This window comes from Epilithonimonas hungarica (assembly GCF_900102265.1).
GTDB lineage: Bacteria > Bacteroidota > Bacteroidia > Flavobacteriales > Weeksellaceae > Epilithonimonas > Epilithonimonas hungarica.
The window spans coordinates 1,544,601-1,561,778 of the sequence record NZ_FNBH01000001.1 but is presented as its reverse complement, the minus strand read 5'-3'; the positions used below and the strand labels follow the sequence as shown (position 1 = coordinate 1,561,778).

15 protein-coding genes are annotated in these 17,178 nt (G+C 36.3%); all 15 read left to right on the top strand.

Annotated features, from left to right (window positions below; all coding sequences use genetic code 11):
* The first annotated feature begins 22 nt into the window (after positions 1 to 22).
* Positions 23 to 619, top strand: a complete 597-nt coding sequence (locus BLT30_RS07150) for a TetR/AcrR family transcriptional regulator (protein ID WP_027382452.1) — start codon at positions 23 to 25, stop codon at positions 617 to 619.
* A gap of 297 nt (positions 620 to 916) precedes the next feature.
* Positions 917 to 2,077 carry an efflux RND transporter periplasmic adaptor subunit gene (locus BLT30_RS07145; RefSeq protein WP_089872742.1) on the top strand — a complete coding sequence of 387 codons (1,161 nt, stop codon included), beginning with the start codon at positions 917 to 919 and terminating at the stop codon, positions 2,075 to 2,077.
* 34 nt (positions 2,078 to 2,111) lie between these two features.
* The gene (locus tag BLT30_RS07140) at positions 2,112 to 5,282 is read left to right on the top strand and encodes an efflux RND transporter permease subunit (RefSeq protein WP_089872740.1); all 3,171 of its coding nucleotides are present in this window, start codon (positions 2,112 to 2,114) and stop codon (positions 5,280 to 5,282) included.
* 262 nt (positions 5,283 to 5,544) lie between these two features.
* Positions 5,545 to 6,966, top strand: a complete 1,422-nt coding sequence (locus BLT30_RS07135; RefSeq protein ID WP_089872738.1) for an efflux transporter outer membrane subunit — start codon at positions 5,545 to 5,547, stop codon at positions 6,964 to 6,966.
* Between the two features lie 129 nt (positions 6,967 to 7,095).
* Entirely contained in the window at positions 7,096 to 8,481 is a 1,386-nt protein-coding gene (mnmE, locus tag BLT30_RS07130) for a tRNA uridine-5-carboxymethylaminomethyl(34) synthesis GTPase MnmE (protein WP_089872737.1), read from the top strand.
* A 160-nt stretch (positions 8,482 to 8,641) separates the two neighbouring features.
* A complete protein-coding gene (locus BLT30_RS07125; RefSeq protein ID WP_089872735.1) occupies positions 8,642 to 9,772 on the top strand; it encodes a site-specific integrase in 1,131 nt (376 codons plus the stop codon).
* Positions 9,773 to 9,776: 4 nt separating this feature from the next.
* A complete protein-coding gene (locus tag BLT30_RS07120; RefSeq protein WP_089872733.1) occupies positions 9,777 to 10,499 on the top strand; it encodes a hypothetical protein in 723 nt (240 codons plus the stop codon).
* 79 nt (positions 10,500 to 10,578) lie between these two features.
* A complete protein-coding gene (locus BLT30_RS07115) occupies positions 10,579 to 10,878 on the top strand; it encodes a helix-turn-helix transcriptional regulator (protein ID WP_089872730.1) in 300 nt (99 codons plus the stop codon).
* Positions 10,879 to 10,924: 46 nt separating this feature from the next.
* Positions 10,925 to 11,680 carry a hypothetical protein gene (locus BLT30_RS07110; RefSeq protein ID WP_089872728.1) on the top strand — a complete coding sequence of 252 codons (756 nt, stop codon included), beginning with the start codon at positions 10,925 to 10,927 and terminating at the stop codon, positions 11,678 to 11,680.
* Between the two features lie 47 nt (positions 11,681 to 11,727).
* The gene (locus BLT30_RS07105) at positions 11,728 to 12,111 is read left to right on the top strand and encodes a hypothetical protein (RefSeq protein ID WP_245707134.1); all 384 of its coding nucleotides are present in this window, start codon (positions 11,728 to 11,730) and stop codon (positions 12,109 to 12,111) included.
* A gap of 13 nt (positions 12,112 to 12,124) precedes the next feature.
* Positions 12,125 to 13,441, top strand: a complete 1,317-nt coding sequence (locus BLT30_RS07100; protein WP_089872726.1) for a phage terminase large subunit — start codon at positions 12,125 to 12,127, stop codon at positions 13,439 to 13,441.
* Positions 13,442 to 13,905: 464 nt separating this feature from the next.
* Positions 13,906 to 14,784 (top strand): hypothetical protein, encoded by an 879-nt coding sequence (locus BLT30_RS07095; protein ID WP_139166598.1) that lies wholly within the window; start codon positions 13,906 to 13,908, stop codon positions 14,782 to 14,784.
* A 200-nt stretch (positions 14,785 to 14,984) separates the two neighbouring features.
* A complete protein-coding gene (locus BLT30_RS07090) occupies positions 14,985 to 15,413 on the top strand; it encodes a very short patch repair endonuclease (protein WP_089872721.1) in 429 nt (142 codons plus the stop codon).
* A gap of 6 nt (positions 15,414 to 15,419) precedes the next feature.
* The gene (locus BLT30_RS07085; protein ID WP_089872720.1) at positions 15,420 to 16,673 is read left to right on the top strand and encodes a DNA cytosine methyltransferase; all 1,254 of its coding nucleotides are present in this window, start codon (positions 15,420 to 15,422) and stop codon (positions 16,671 to 16,673) included.
* Positions 16,670 to 17,176: a hypothetical protein gene (locus BLT30_RS07080; protein WP_089872718.1), complete on the top strand. Its 507-nt coding sequence runs from the start codon at positions 16,670 to 16,672 to the stop codon at positions 17,174 to 17,176. Before BLT30_RS07085 ends, BLT30_RS07080 begins: the two co-directional genes overlap by 4 nt.
* Positions 17,177 to 17,178: the final 2 nt, after the last annotated feature.

Sequence of the window (17,178 nt, the reverse complement as noted above, 5' to 3'; positions counted from 1 at the left end):
TAACGCTGTTAGGAAAACTAAAATGGGAGTACACGAACGACGACAAAGAGAAAAAGAATCAACACGCGCCAATATTTTGGATGCAGCTTTCTCTTTGGCAAAAACCGACGGTTGGGCTTCTCTCTCTATCAGAAAAATTGCTGACGCTATAGAATATAGTGCTCCAGTAGTTTATGATTATTTTGAAAACAAAGAAGCAATTCTATTCGAAATCTCTCTGAATGGTTTCCATAAATTACACATCGAATTGCTGAAAGCGCAGAAAAAATACGATACTCCAGAAGAGCAACTTATTGCGATCGTGGATGCCTATTGGAAATTTGCTTTTAAAAATAAGGAGTATTATCAGTTGATGTTTGGACTGGGAATGCAGTGTAGCGGAAAAGGATTGATGAAGGAAGAGTTTTCTTCGTTTCAGGATCTGCTTTACGATTGTACTTATGATATCATCAAGAAAAAAGGGTCCAATCCAGACAATGCCTGTCATTCTTCACATGCTTTGTTTTCAGCTGTTCACGGCTTGATCTCGATCATGATGATGCGTAATGATGACATCCCTTCTACGATGAACAAGACAACGCTTGATGAGACCGTTGCTGCTTATATAAAATCGTTATAATTTTTTTTTGAATTTTCAATTAACACTGTTAGGAATATTAACACAGTATTAATTTAAATTTAATTAATAAAACAAATAATAAATCTGAGATATCAATTTTTCACCAACATGTAGCACTGTCAGTGAAAAGAGCAAAATCCAGGTCTAAATTAAATTAATCACATAAACTCTCTAAATATGGAAACAATATAAAACCAGGCGCTAATATTTTTGATTTAAAATCTAACAATGTTAGATAAATTAACAAATATTTAATTCAATTACACTATTACTTAAATTAACACTTAAAAACTTGAAATGAAAATAACTAACAATTCTAAACTTATTGTACTTATATCGAGTATCATCTTTTTACAAAGTTGTACAAAAGCTGCGGACAATACGGCAATGGCCTTCCCTACGCCGGAACTTCCGGTCTATACCGTTATCACTTCTCCTGCTACGACTTACCAGGAATTTCCAACCTCATTGGAAGGTAAAAACAATGTGGAGATCCGCTCGCAAGTAGACGGCTATCTTGATAGGATCTATGTGGAAGAAGGTTCTTTTGTAAGAGCTGGACAGCCTTTGTTCAAAATCGACCCACGCGTTTATGGCGAACAAATGAATATGGCTTCCGCTAATCTTCAGGCTGCCAATGCCAATATTCAAAAAGCTAAAGTAGAAGTGGAAAGACTTCAGCCTTTAGTGGCAGACAAAGTAGTTTCCGATGTTCAACTGAAAACTGCAAAAGCCAATTATGCAGCCGCCGTTGCAGCGGCTGCTCAGGCAAAAGCTTCGTTGGGAGGGAGTAAAATCAATGTCGGATTTACAACTATTACAGCACCTGTGAGTGGTTACATCGGAAGAATTCCTTACAAAAAAGGAAGTTTGATTTCCAGGACCGACGCTACTCCACTGACCTTGTTATCAGACATCAGCCAAATCTATGCTTATTTTTCTTTGAGTGAACTGGATTTCATTGCGTTTCAAAAAAAATATGCAGGAGCAACACTTGAAGAGAAACTTAGAAATATGCCGGCTGTCGACTTGGTCATTGCAGACGGTAGCAATTATCCTGAAAAAGGAAAAATGAGCATTATCGACGGACAATTCGATAAAACAACCGGTGCCATCAGCGTTCGTGCTGTATTCCCAAATCCAAACGGAACTTTGAGAACCGGAAACACAGGCCGTGTCCGTATGCCGCAATTATTATCAGATGCAGTTGTAATTCCGCAGGAATCAACTTTCGAGATTCAGGATAAAACTTATGTCTATGTTCTTGGAAAAGATAATAAAGTGATCGGAAAACCTGTGAAAATCTCAGGTAAAACAGAAAATTACTACTTTATTTCCGAAGGATTAAACAAAGGTGAAAAAATCGTCTTCACAGGAATTGGAAACCTTAAAGACGGTGTTCTTATCAAACCGAAAACGATTTCTTCTGACAGCTTATTGAGAGCGAATCCTTTGTAATAAATCATTCAGAAGAACAAAAAATTAAACTTGTATGTTAAAACAATTTATAGAAAGACCGGTACTTTCAACGGTCATCTCCATTATATTATTGCTGTTGGGAGCACTTTCGGTTTTTAATCTGCCGATTACATTGTTTCCCGATATTGCACCACCAAGTGTTCAGGTAACGGCATTTTATCCGGGTGCGAACGCTGAAGTTGTTGCCCGTTCTGTTGCCGTTCCTATCGAGGAAGCAGTGAACGGTGTTGAAAATATGACCTATATGACATCCAATTCCAGCAATGATGGAACGATGACCCTGAGCGTATTCTTCAAACAAGGTTCAGATGCGGACAATGCTGCGGTGAATGTTCAGAATCGAGTTTCTAAAGCGATGAGCCAGCTTCCACAAGAAGTTGTTCAGGCGGGAATCTCGACCCAGAAAGTTCAGAACAGTTTCATCATGTTTATGGGATTGTATAGCGAAGACCCGAAAGAATATGATGAATTGTTCCTTCAGAACTATATGAAGATCAATATCATTCCGCAGCTGCAACGTATTCCGGGGGTTGCTCAGGCCCAGGTTTTCGGGACCAGAGATTATTCGATGAGACTTTGGCTGAAACCGGACCGTTTGGCGGCTAACAATCTTTCTCCACAGGAAGTTCTGAATGCTGTTAAAGACCATAACTTAGAAGCTGCACCGGGTCGTCTTGGACAAGGAAGCAAGGAAACTTACGAATATATCCTAAAGTATAAAGGTAAACTCAACAAGAACGAAGATTACGAAAATATTGCAATCAAAGCCAATAATGATGGTTCTTTCCTTAGACTGAAAGATGTGGCGAGAGTAGAATTTGGTTCTTATACTTATACTGCTGCGAACAGAGTTGACGGAAAACCGGTTTCCGGTTTCGCAATCCTTCAAACTGCAGGTTCAAACGCCAACGAAATCTTAACCGAAATCGAAAAGCAGGTTGAGGAATTCAAGACAACTTTACCAAAAGGAGTGAAACCAATAATCATGTACAATTCCAAAGACTTTTTGGATGCGTCCATTCATCAGGTTGTTGAGACTTTGGTCATTGCGTTTATTCTGGTATTTATCGTTGTTTATATTTTCCTTCAGGATTTCCGTTCAACATTGATTCCGGCAATTGCAGTTCCGGTAGCGATCATCGGTACATTTTTCTTCCTGCAGTTATTTGGTTTCAGTATCAATATGTTAACGTTGTTCGCATTGGTCCTTGCCATCGGTATTGTTGTGGATGATGCGATCGTTGTCGTAGAAGCCGTCCATTCCAAAATGGAACATACGGGAATGTCTGTGGAACACGCAACAGTAAGCTCTATGTCAGAAATTTCCGGAGCCATCATTTCGATTACTTTGGTGATGTGTGCGGTATTTGTTCCCGTTGGTTTTATGCAAGGTCCGGCAGGTGTCTTCTACAGACAGTTTGCTTTCACATTGGCAATTGCGATTATGATCTCTGCAGTCAATGCATTGACATTAAGTCCGGCTTTATGTGCATTATTCCTGAATGACCCTCAGGGAGATCATGCCGAACGCGGCCAAAAAAAGGGTTTTGGAGCTAAATTCTTCAACGCTTTCAACGTGGCTTTCAACAATATGACCAGAAAATACATTTACAGTCTTAAATTTTTAATTAAAAATAAATGGGTTGCTGTAGGTGGTTTGGGGATTATCATCGCTGCAAGTATTTTCCTGATTCAAAAAGCGCCGACCGGATTTATCCCGACTGAAGACCAAGGTTTCGTTTTGTATGCTGTGAATACGCCTCCGGGAAGTTCATTGGAAAGAACGCACAAAGCGACCGAACAAATCGATAAAATCGTAAAAGGTGAAAGTGCGACCAACCATCTTTGGGTTGCAGACGGACTGAATTTCATCAGTAATGCCAATGCTTCGCCCTACTCTGCAGGTTTCATCAAACTGAAAGATTATGAAGACCGCGGTGATATGAAAGACCCAGACCAAATCGCAGCTACCTTGACAGGAAAAGTATCCCAGGTAAAAGATGCAAATGCGTTCTTCTTCAACTTCCCGACGGTTCAGGGATTTGGTAACGTTTCCGGTTTTGAGTTTATGCTTCAGGATAAGACCAACGGTTCTTTTGAGCAGTTGGGAACTACCACCCAGGCTTTCATTGGAGAATTGATGAAACGTCCGGAGATCGCATTTGCTTTCACCACTTATGCGGCAGGAAATCCTCAATACACCATTGATGTTGATACCGATAAAGCGAATCAATTAGGTGTTTCAATCACCGAACTAATGCAGACGATGCAGATCTATTACGGAAGTAGTTTCGTCTCGGATTTCAACAGATTCGGGAAATATTACAGGGTAATGGCCCAAGCCGATATCCCTTATCGTACAGATACGAATTCTTTGGACGGAATCTATGTCAAAAACAATCAGAACGAAATGGTCCCTGTAAAAACGCTTGTAACTTTGAAAAGAACTTTCGGGCCAGAAACGGTAACAAGAAACAACTTGTTCAACGCAGTTACAATCAACGGAACACCAAAACCGGGTTACAGTACAGGTGACGCCATCAAAGCTGTGGAAGAAACAGCAAAACAATCACTTCCGAGAGGTTACGGCTACGAATGGACCGGAATCACACGTGAAGAAATCAAAACCGGAGGACAAACGGCTTTCGTTTTCCTATTGAGCATCTTGTTTGTGTACTTCCTATTAGCAGCACAATATGAAAGTTATATCCTTCCGTTTGCGGTCATTCTAACGGTTCCAACAGGAATCTTCGGCGTGTTTGCATTCACGGGATTGGCTGGTATCGATAATAATATCTACGTTCAGGTTGGACTGATCATGCTCGTCGGATTGTTAGCGAAAAACGCCATCCTGATCGTAGAATTTGCGGTTCAAAGAAGAAAAGCTGGAAAAACATTGATTGAATCTGCTTTACAAGCTTCGAGATTAAGGTTAAGACCAATTTTGATGACATCATTTGCCTTCATCATCGGGATGCTTCCGCTAGTTTGGACTCAGGGTGCGGCGGCCAAAGGAAATCACTCCATCGGAATCAGTACGGTCGGAGGAATGTTTACCGGAGTTGTATTCGGGATCTTCATTATTCCGGTGATGTATGTGATCTTCCAATATCTGCACGAGCAAATGCCAAGCAAAAAGAAACGTAAGCTGAAAAAAGAAAAAGCAGCCTTGAACCTGATTTAAATTTTAAACGCAAAGGTGCAAAGTTTAAAAATCTTCGATTTTTTTTTGCGACTTGAAGAGAAGCTTATTAAGGATAAATTTTGCGTCTTTGCGATAAAAACTACATCAAAAAATCAAATTAATGACATTGTTTTGGAACAGCGAATCGCACGCAGCCCGACTTGAGCGGAAATCCTTTTTGCTTTTTTGCTAAAAAGTAAAAAGATTGCGAGCGGAAGGCGGAAATAGCTGCCCAAAAACAATAAGTAAAAAAGAACAATAAATGAATATAATAACTAAGATAAAAGAGATCTTGGTCTCAACGGTGGTCATAGCAAGTGCGGTTTCCTGTATGCCCAAATTAGCTTTGGACAAAGTGAGCCCGGAACTTCCGGAAACGTTCCAATACACGGCAACAGCCGATACAGCGAGCGTGGCAAACCTGGAATGGCGACAATTTTTCAACGACCCGATCTTGCAAGGCCTGATCGAAAAAGGAATCAAAAATAATTATGACCTGCAAATCGCCCTGAAACAGGTTGCTTCTTCGCAAGAACGATTGAAACAGGCCAAGTATATGCAATATCCGGAAGTTGGTTTTGGCGTTACTGGTCAGATCACAAGACCTTCCGACAATAGTCTGAACGGACAAAGCATAAACTTATTCCTGGGAAAAAGTTATGTTGAAGATTATAATGCAACGTTCAATTTGTCATGGGAAGCCGACATCTGGGGAAAGATCAAGAATCAGCAGGAAGTTTCCAAAATGCAGTATCTGCAGACCTATGAAGCGACAAAAGCAATCCAAACCCAGGTTGTTGCAGCAATTGCCCAAGGCTATTACAATCTCTTGATGCTCGATAAACAATTGGAAATCGCCAAATCGAATTTAGAATTAAGTAATAATACACTTAATATCACAGAAAAGATCTGGCAAAGCGGCGATGCAACGTCACTTGGTGTTCAACAATCAAAAGCGCAGAAGGAATATACCGAACTTCTGATCACACAACTTGAACAGAATATCAAAATCCAGGAAAATGCGTTGAGTATTTTGATCGGTGAAAATCCGGCCAAAATCAACAGAACGATCGAAATGTCCGACACTTCCCTACCTAAAAATCTATCTGCGGGACTTCCTGCAGCAATGGTAAGCCGTCGTCCGGATGTTCGTCAGCAGGAACTGGTCTTGTTGGAGTCCAATGCTTTGATCGGAATTGCCCAGGCTAATATGTACCCTTCTTTGAAAATCACGGCCAATGGTGGTGTGAATTCTTTCAAAATTGATAATTGGTTTCAGATCCCAGCATCGTTATTCGGCTCTGCATTAGGCGGAATCACGCAACCCATTTTCCAGAAAAGACAATTGAAAACAGACCTGAATGTCGCAAAAATCCAAAGAGAGAAAAATGTTCTGGCTTTCCGTCAATCTGTTCTGAATGCCGTTGGTGAAGTTTCCGATGCTTTGGTTTCCAATGAAAGCCTGAAAGTTCAGGAAGAAAAAGCGAGCGAGCAAGTGACAACCTTGAAATCAGGAATCCAAAGTGCAGAAAAACTTTATAAAAGTGGCCTGGTAAACTATCTGGAAGTCATTACAGCCCAGGGAAATTCTCTCCAAGCCGAATTGAATCTTGCCTCCATCAAAAGACAACGGCTCAGCAGTATTGTTGATCTGTACCGTGCACTTGGTGGCGGTTGGAAATAATAAATTTAAGTTATTTTTTGTTTGATAGATGTGGTCTTTCGGGACCGCATCTATTGTTTTATATTCTAAAATAATTAAAAAAGAGATTTAATTTGTATTATTAAATTTTCCAAATACTATTTTTGTACAATGAATCAGGATACAATTTGCGCATTAGCGACAGCCAACGGAATTGGAGCAATAGGAATTATCAGAGTTTCCGGTAATGAATCTTTTGAGATCGCCAACAAAATATTCGAAGGAAAAAATCTTGAAAAGGCCGAATCCCATACAGTGCATTACGGTTTCATAAAGGATGAAAACGAAACGATAGATGAAGTCATGATCTCTGTTTTTCATGCTCCAAAGACCTTCACGACAGAAAATTCCGTTGAGATTTCTTTTCACGGTTCGCCTTATATCGGAAAAAAAATCCTTGAAGTTCTGATCAAAAACGGAGCAAGAATGGCAAAGGCCGGAGAATTTACGATGCGAGCGTTCATGAATGGAAGAATAGACCTTTCCCAGGCCGAATCTATTGCTGACCTGATCGCATCCGAAAATGAGGCCTCCCGAAAGGTGGCGCTTAACCAATTGAAAGGCGGCATCTCCAACGAAATCTCATTCCTGCGAAATGACCTATTAAATTTCACTTCGTTAATTGAACTCGAACTTGATTTTGCGGAAGAAGATGTGGAATTTGCCGACCGGAGCGCTCTTAAATCCTTACTTCATAAAATCGAAGATAAATTAAGCTCCCTTATCGAAAGTTTCCAATACGGAAATGCCATTAAAAATGGAACGGCGGTCGCCATTATTGGTAAGCCAAATGCCGGAAAATCCACCCTTCTGAATGCTCTATTAAAAGAAGAAAGAGCAATTGTGAGCAATATTGCCGGAACAACAAGAGATACAATCGAGGAAATCCTTCATATCAAAGGTCACGCTTTCCGATTGATCGATACGGCCGGTCTACGTGAAACTGTAGACGAAATTGAAGCAATTGGTGTAAAAAAAGCCAAAGAAAAAGTTGAAAATGCCGAGATCCTGGTCTATCTCGCAGATGCCGGAACAGAGGATCTCTCGGAAGATATCGAAATGATAAAGTCTCTATTGAGAGAAGATCTGAAACTGATCATCTGTGCTACAAAAATAGATGAAGTGATCCCGACTCAATATGAAAAGTTAGAACAGATCTTCAGAAATGCAATCTCAACTGATTTTGATTTTATAAAAATATCAGCGGTTGAAAACCAAAACCTTCAGGACCTGAAAAATGAGTTGTCTTCATACATAGAACATCTGAAATCTGAAGAAGGCAATGTCGTGATCACCAACCAACGTCATTACGAGGCTTTACAGAAATCCCTCGATTCGGTTAATCGAGTCGATGAGGCCGTGAGTTCACAAATCACGACCGAGCTTTTGGCCTATGAGCTTAGAAATGCTTTAGAATATCTTGGGGAAATATCCGGAGAGTTCAGCAATGATGAAGTTTTGGGGAATATTTTTAGCAAGTTTTGTATCGGGAAGTAAAGTTGATAAATAACATCCAAATAAAATATAATAAAACACTATTAATCAGTTTGTTATTCGATTGTAAAGTTTTCTTTGTTTTGATGTTTTTTGCTACAAAACAAAAATTTTTGCGACATATTTGCGTTTGTTTATATATTTGTAGCAAATTGTAGCAAAAATGAAAGTCCATATCAGAAAACGCTCAAATTCAGCAGGAGACAAATATAATTTAGCATTGGAGGTTTACTCAGGATATTCTGTGAATGAAAACGGAAACTCGAAGCCTAAGCGAATTACAACTAAATTAGAATATTATCTCTATACAAATCCTAGAACACCTCAGCAAAGAACCCACAACAAAGAGGTGGAGAAAAAGGTGGAAATTATCCGGGCTGAGAAAGAAAAAGAGTATCTGAATAATAAATACGGTTTTAAATCTGAAACAAAAGTAAAAGCTAATTTCATTGATTACTTTGCCAGGCTCACAGAGGAGCGTATGGAGAGTATGGGGAACTACGGAAATTGGGATAGTGTGTTAAAGCATTTGAAGAAATATTCCGGAGAGAATGTCTCCTTTGATGATGTTGATGTTGCTTACTGCGAAGGTTTTAAAAATTACCTTCAAAAAATTGCAAAGACAAAATCCGGTCAGTCCCTCTCTGGGAATTCTGTAAGTTCATATTTTACAAAAATGAGAGCCGCTCTTAATCAGGCGGTAGATGACGGAATTATTCTAACAAACCCTTCCCATAAAGTTTCAACACCAAAGCCAGTTGAGAATGAACGTGAATTTTTGACTTTAGAAGAAGTTCAGGCATTATTCAAAACAGAGTGCAGATATGATGTGCTGAAACGAGCATTTTTATTTTCCTGCCTTACAGGAATGCGTTGGTCAGACGTAAATAATCTGGAATGGAAACAGGTTCAAAAAGAGAGCGAAAACTGGAAAATTAATTTTCATCAGCAAAAGACGAAAGGCTTACAATATCATTACATCAATGAGCAGGCGAGAGAATTGATGGGTAAAGAGCAGGATGGAGAGGAAAGAGTTTTCGTAGGACTTCGTTATTCTGCATATATGAATACAGCTTTGCTACAATGGTGTATGAAGGCAGGAATCTCAAAGCATATTACATTCCACTGTGGAAGACATACATACGCAACCTTACAACTTAGTTTAGGGACGGATTTGTTTACGGTTTCAAAACTTTTGGGACACAGTGAAATCCGTACAACCCAGATTTATGCTAAAGTGATCGACAAAAAGAAGATTGAGGCGGTAAATACTATTCCAAAATTTGACATTTAAAAATATGAGCAAGAATAAAAAATTAAAACTTGGGACATATTCCAATGACGGTTTAGGAATGGGTTTAGCAGATATCCAGTTCTCTGATGAAGAATTGAAAGCAGCAAATAAAATCATTAATGAAGATTTAGAGAAAATAAAAATGGATTTTACAGAACAGCTATCAAGGCTTGATGGTTTTATAAAAAATGAAATTGGAGCAATACCTCGAGCAGAGGATTTTGTGCTTTGGTTTTTTGATAAAAAGAGAATTCGAGAAACAGGAAATTACTTATCAAAGATTACTGATGAAGAGATTATTGATTATGCTAGAGAATATGTTGAATATTTGAACAATTATATATTTTCTTCTAGTGAAAAAGAGGTATTTTTGAAACTAAATTATGGTTCAAAAAATATGGAAATAATTAACTTACTATATGATAATTTGAATCCTGAAAAAATTGATGTAAACTTTTCTGACTTTAGAAATATTTTTTCATCGCAAGAAGTAATTAAAAAAATTAGATGGAAAGGGACAGAAGTACAATTCGTAAATCTCTTTACTCAGATAAAATTTGAAAATTTGAATATATACCCATTACTGTCAATGTTCTTTCTAAATTGTAAAAGTAAGTCTTTTTCTCCTGAACAGCTGTCAGTTTCTAAATCTAAAGAGACAGAGTATAGAGGTAAATCCTATGTAGAGAATATTCTAATCAAAGTAAGAGAGATTGCGAAAAGTTAAGGTAGGTATTCTTAACTATTACTAACTTTTAATTATTGACTTTCATTATACTTTTGTTTTCATAATAAAGATAATCAATATGGAAACGCAAAGTATTGAACAAAGACTTGACAAAATTGAGCAACTTCTTACAGCTCAATCCTTACAAAACAAAATCGTTCTAAACATAGATGAGGTAGCCCAATTTACAGGACTTTCTAAACTTTACCTCTACAAACTGACTTCTAAAAACGAAATCCCGCATTCCAAACCTAATGGGAAAAATGTATTCTTCAACAAAGTTGAAATTGAAAACTGGTTGTTGCGAAACCCTCAAGCTACCATTGAAGAATTAAGAAAGGAGGCAATAAATTATTCCTTGAATAAACTTAAAAATTAAGCCAAAACTCACGCAAAGATTTTCAAAATCTAATTTGCCTCCATCTATGAAGTTAATATATACCACCATACCCGTGGAAGTGTGTCAATATGCTTTAGTTAATCGTAAGGTTAACCATTTATTGATATACGTTTATCTCAAGCATATTTCAAGTGGTCATATAAAGTATGATTCTTCATTATATGGAGCGTGGGCTGTAGATTTAGGCCTTAATGGAAAAACAGTTAGGAGTTGTGTGAAGTGGCTCATTAAAAAGAAATGGATAACCGTTAATAATAAGATTCAATCATTACGAATAATAGGATATAAACAACTATGTAAAAAGCTGAAGTTTAAATCTCAATCGGCTGTAAGATATGAACCAGAAGATTTTTTAAATTTCAAAGATTTCTGTTGTGCATCTGTAGTTATTTATTATTTGTTGAAGAAACGCTTTGTAGATAGAAAACGATGGTCGGGGTCAAAAATGGGAGATTCCAGTACGAGCCATTATTCTTATCCGAAAGGCTATTATACTTTGCCTGTAAGTTATCTGGCTAAGTGTTTAGGTGTAAGTTTTTCAACAGCTAATAATTATAAGAAGAGAGCAGAAAAAGCAAGCTTAATTACAGTCAAGAAAAATCAACCATATTTTTATGATGAGAAGGGCAATAAACTCACCAATAGACATCTGATGATATATAGATATCAATATCCGGAAGAAAATATTGGGAGATTAAGAAAGGGAAAAAAATACCTTAAAAAAGTGGAGGCGGATTTTATAAAGCCTGAATTTTCAACTATGAGAAAACATTTTAAATAAGGGAAAAAATGTGAAGGTAATTAATGGGATAATTAATTAAATAGAAGATGAATCAGCAAAAGAGAGACCGAGCAGACAGGTCAGAGATAGCAATACGGATAGGCGAGATAGTCACTCTACTCTTAAAGGGCGAAAATAGAGAAGATATATTGCGTTTTAGTGCGGAAAAATTCCAAATAAAAAAGAGGATGGCTGAGAATTATCTCTCTAAAGCACAATTTCTGATTGAGAAATCAGTAGAGAAAAATATAAATTATGACTATGCCAAAGCTATCAGAAGATACGAGGAGCTTTATCAAAAATCACTAAAGGAGGGAGATTATCGTCTGGCAGTTTCAATCAACAAAGAACTTGCAAACCTGCAAGGCTTGCATAAAGTACAGATTGAACATAGTGGAGAGGTAAAATTCATTTGTAACGTGCCGGATTAAAGTAGCTTTTATTATGATTATTGATTTTTCAAAATATTACGTTCCTAAAGCAAAGCAAGAAGAAGCTCACAAATGCCGAGCTAAATATTTATTATTTGGAGGAAGTTTTGGAGCAGGCAAATCGTGGTTTCTAACTTCCGAAGCTATAAAAAATGCAATGATGTTCAAGGGTAACAGATTGGTCATTGTCAGGAAAGAATTGTCAGTTTTGAGAAGAACTACTTTAGTAACTTTTCTATCCATTTGTCCACCGGAAATAATAAAAAGCTTCAATCAAACAAGTTTAGAAGTTACTTTTATCAATGACTCTGTTTTGATTTTCATAGATGCAAATATTGCAAAAGATCCACTTTTGCAAAAAATTAAAGGGTTAGAGATTGGATGGTTCGGTATTGAAGAAGCAAATGAGGTCTCTCTTGATGTTTATAATCTTCTCAAAACTCGATTACGTTGGGTTCTTCCTAATGGAGAGAAACCTAGATATGAAGGAAGGTTGACATCAAACCCGGAGGCTTGTTGGTTAATCCCTACTTTCATTCAGTCAAAGAATATTGATGAAGTTTATATCCAAAGTGTAACGACCGATAATTATGATGAAAACAGTGAGTACGTTCAGAATTTAAAAGCTACTTTTAAAGACAATCCGAAATTACTTAGAAAATACCTGTATGGCGATTGGAGTGTAGTGGATTCAATCAATCAGCTAATACCTAGCGAAGCCATTTTAAAAAGTGCGTATGAAATTTCAGGTACAGAGGTAACTTCGCTGGGTGTGGATGTTGCCAGATATGGAGATGACAGAACAGTTTTTACTATTCTTAAAAACGGAAACATAGAATTGATAGAGAGTTACCTACAAACAGCCATTACGGAAGTTGTGACAAGAACTATTCAATTAATCAATGATTATCAGATTGACCCTAATTATGTAGGTATCGATAGCGTTGGTGTAGGTGCTGGAGTGATAGATAGTTTAAAACAACAAGGTTACAACGTTATTGAGATTTCAGGAGGAGCAAAACCAGAGGAGAACTTTCAAGAAGAGACATTCAAACCTCATAATCTGCGCTCTCAAGTTTATTGGCAACTCAGGAATGATTTTGTGAATGGAAACATCGGAAACCTCAACAATGAAGGCTTAAAACTTGAATTACAATCAATCACTTACGAGATTTATTCTGATAAGACTGTGAAGATAATAGGCAAAGATGCTATAAAAAGAATATTAGGCAAAAGTCCTGATTTAGCAGACAGCTTGGCTTATGCAAACTGGGTAAGAGAATATAGAGGAATGCCTATTTTGGCTATACCTCCTAGTGCAGGACGTTAAAATTAAAGTAACTTTAGTTTTCGTGAATTTTATATATTTGTCGTACAATTAAAAAACAAAACTATAAGACTAAAAGGTTGTAAATAACATATAGATATTGCGTTAGCAGTTCGTTTTCTTTGCTCAAATACTGGTAATATTTTAAACTAAGGAAAAATGGAATGTGAAGACGCCCCAGTCTGGGGTGTGTTCTCTTCATTTCTTTAGTGGGTTATACCAGTAACCAGAGCAAAGGATGTAAGTTGATTCACACCCTTTCTTGTTTCTAAAACTAAAATCTAATCTATATGTCAACTCTTAATTCAAAAAAAGCTTCAGCAAGGCTAATTCTAAATTTTTTCAAAGTAATATTTGGAATATCTTTCATCATTGCAGGATTAATTACAATTTTCAAAAATTCCTTTCTTGGTGGTCTGCTTATCATTCTTGTGGGCGTTTTACTATTTCCTCCGGTTTCGGAAAAATTGAAACAAAATCTTTCATTCTGGAAGCACAGACCTACAAGAATTATTTCTTTAATGGGAGTTTTTTTTCTTGCAATTATAATTTCGGCAATTCAAAGCCAAGGAAAATTACAAGCTGAAAAAAATAGTGATGCAATTAGTAAATACATAGAAGCCAACAAGAATAAGCCTTATCTTAACAATCTAAAGTTACTTGAAAAGTGGGATGATATTTTTGAATCAAAAATTACATTAGATAAATCTTATTATTATTTTGATGACTATTCCAAAGATTATAAACCTTTAGATACTTTGAAAGACGGCTCAATTACTTATGGTTTATTCCTTGAAAACAATAAAAACAAAATTTTATCTACAGAAAAATATATTAAGCCTATAAAAGAGTATGGACAACTGAAAAAATATTTTATCAAGTTTACTGTAAATAAAAAATTTGAGGTTACAAAATCTGTAGCTGTGTTTGAGAATGATAAAAAAAATGTTCAGGAAATTTCTGATCCAAACTTTGATTTGTCACAGTATGCCAATTTAAACCTCATCAAAATACAGACAGAAATGTATGAGAAAACTTTGGCAGATACACAGAAAAAACAAGATGAGGTAAGATATGCACAGGAACTAACCAACAAAAAAGCTAATTGGGAAAAAGAATGTATCAGTGGTTATGATGGTTCTTGTAAAAATTTAGTGAGATTTGTTAAACCTAATTTGCCAGACCCAAGCAGTTTTGAGCATATTGATACGGCTTTCAAAAGAATGGATGATTATGTTCTGGTAATAATGAAATATCGTACTAAAAATACTTATGGAGCATTAGTGATTGGAGTTGTTACCGCTAAAGTAAGTTATGATTGTGAAGTGTTGGAAATTAATCAATAGCATGTGACAAAGGAAATTTATGACTCTACCTCTTTTTTATAAAAAAATATTAGCTAAATGTAAGAAATATTCATTTGATATTTGAAAACTTTAAAACACAATAATTATATTAAAGAATTGATTTTAATTTCTTGGTAATCAATTAATTAAAAATTGTTAGACAAATATGCTTAAATCATTATATTTTGTATTTTTGTAAAATGGCAGATATACATTCTAAAGAGGTTAGGACTTATAATATGAGCCGGATTAGGGGAAAAGATACAAAACCGGAACTTCTGGTAAGGAAATTTTTGTTTGCCAACGGTCTGCGTTACAGGTTACATGATAAAAAATTACCGGGGAAGCCAGATATAATTTTGCCCAGATTTAAAACAGTCATTTTTGTAAACGGGTGTTTCTGGCACGGACACGAAAATTGTAAATATTTTGTTATACCAAAAACTCGGACAGAATTCTGGACAGATAAGATTGAAGGAAATAAAAAAAGAGATGAAAAAAATATCACTCAGTTAAAAAATGATGGTTGGAATGTAATAATAGTTTATGAATGTCAACTGAAAAAAGGAAGACAAGAGATAACATTAAATAATATTTTAGAAAACATACAAAAGCCGGTTATTAATTGATAAAGTATGGAAGAATTGAACTACATAGATTTATTCGCAGGAGCAGGTGGACTTTCGGAAGGATTTATCCGTGCCGGATTTAATCCAATTGCTCACGTAGAAATGAATAAAGATGCTTGTGATACTGTAAAAACAAGAACTGCTTACCATTGGTTAAAAGAAAACAAAAAAGCAAAAATATATCACGACTATCTAAAATCTGAAACAAAAAATAAAGAAGAACTTTGGAAAAAAGTACCTGAAAATCTTATAAATTCTGTTATCAATAAAGAAATTTCAAAAGAAACTTTAGATGAGATTTTTGATAAGATTGACAACGAATTAAACGGCAGAAATGTAGATTTAATTATAGGTGGGCCACCTTGTCAAGCATATTCTGTCGCTGGAAGAGCAAGAGATCCACACGGAATGAAAAGAGACCAGAGAAATTTCTTGTACAAATATTATGTTGAATTTTTAAAAAGATACCAACCCGATATGTTTGTATTTGAAAACGTACCGGGAATATTGTCTGCAAAAAATGGTGTTCATTTAGAAAATATATTCAAAGCCGTAAGAAGTGCTGGCTATGAATTAGCCTTACCTAAAAACAGGTACAAAGTGCTTAATGCAAAAAACTTTGGTGTTTTGCAGGATAGGAAACGTGTAATTATCATCGGTTGGAAAAAAGAATTAGGTTTTACTTATCCGAATTTTGATGAAACTGAACCCAAATATGAAGTTCTAAAAGATTTATTCTCTGACTTACAACCTCTGAAAAACGGAGAAGGAACTTTAAATGCAGTCGAATATTATAAACCAGCAAATGAATATTTAAAACAATCAGGTATAAGAAACGGCTTGGAGATAGTAACTCAACACATTGCCAGACCAAACAACGAAAATGACTTGGAAATTTACCGCATTGCTGTTGATGAATGGAATAACGGTAAGCGTTTGAACTATGCAAACCTACCAACACGATTAATAAAACATAATAACGTACAATCATTTACAAACCGTTTTCAGGTTGTAAACGGAAAAGGCGTTTCGCATACAGTAGTTGCACACATCGCAATGGACGGTCATTATTATATTCACCCTGATAAAAAACAAAACCGTTCTATAACTGTAAGAGAAGCCGCAAGAATACAGTCTTTTCCTGATGATTATTTCTTTGAAGGAAGTCGGACAGCAGCTTTAAAACAAATCGGTAATGCAGTTCCACCTTTGATGGCTGAAAAAATAGCTGAAAAAATAAAAAGTATGCTGACTAGATGATAAAATTTCAGTATTTCCCAAAAAGTAAAGCAATACCAGACCATCTGCAAAACGTCGTCAGTATATTTTCTCAGAAGCTTGAGAAAATTAATTCTGGTAATTTTCAGCACAGCAGTAATGATGTCCTGAATGAAGTTGCATCAGGATTGGAAAACTTGGGATTTACTATAGAAAAAAGTAAAAAAAATGCTGATAAAATTAAAGTTCCTGTTTTATTCGGAATTAATGGAAAGCTGGAAAAATATTTTGATGCAGATGGGTTTAATCCTATTACAAGAACAGTTATTGAAGTTGAGGCAGGTAGGGCTGTAACGAATTATCAGTTTCTGAAAGATTTATTTCAGGCTTGTATGATGACTGATGTTGACTATTTGGTTATTGCAGTAAGAGTTACTTATAGGAAGAATCCGGATTTCCAGAATGTAATCACATTTTTTGACACGCTTTTTGTGTCAGGAAGACTCAAACTGCCATTAAAAGGTATTCTGATAATTGGATATTAGCT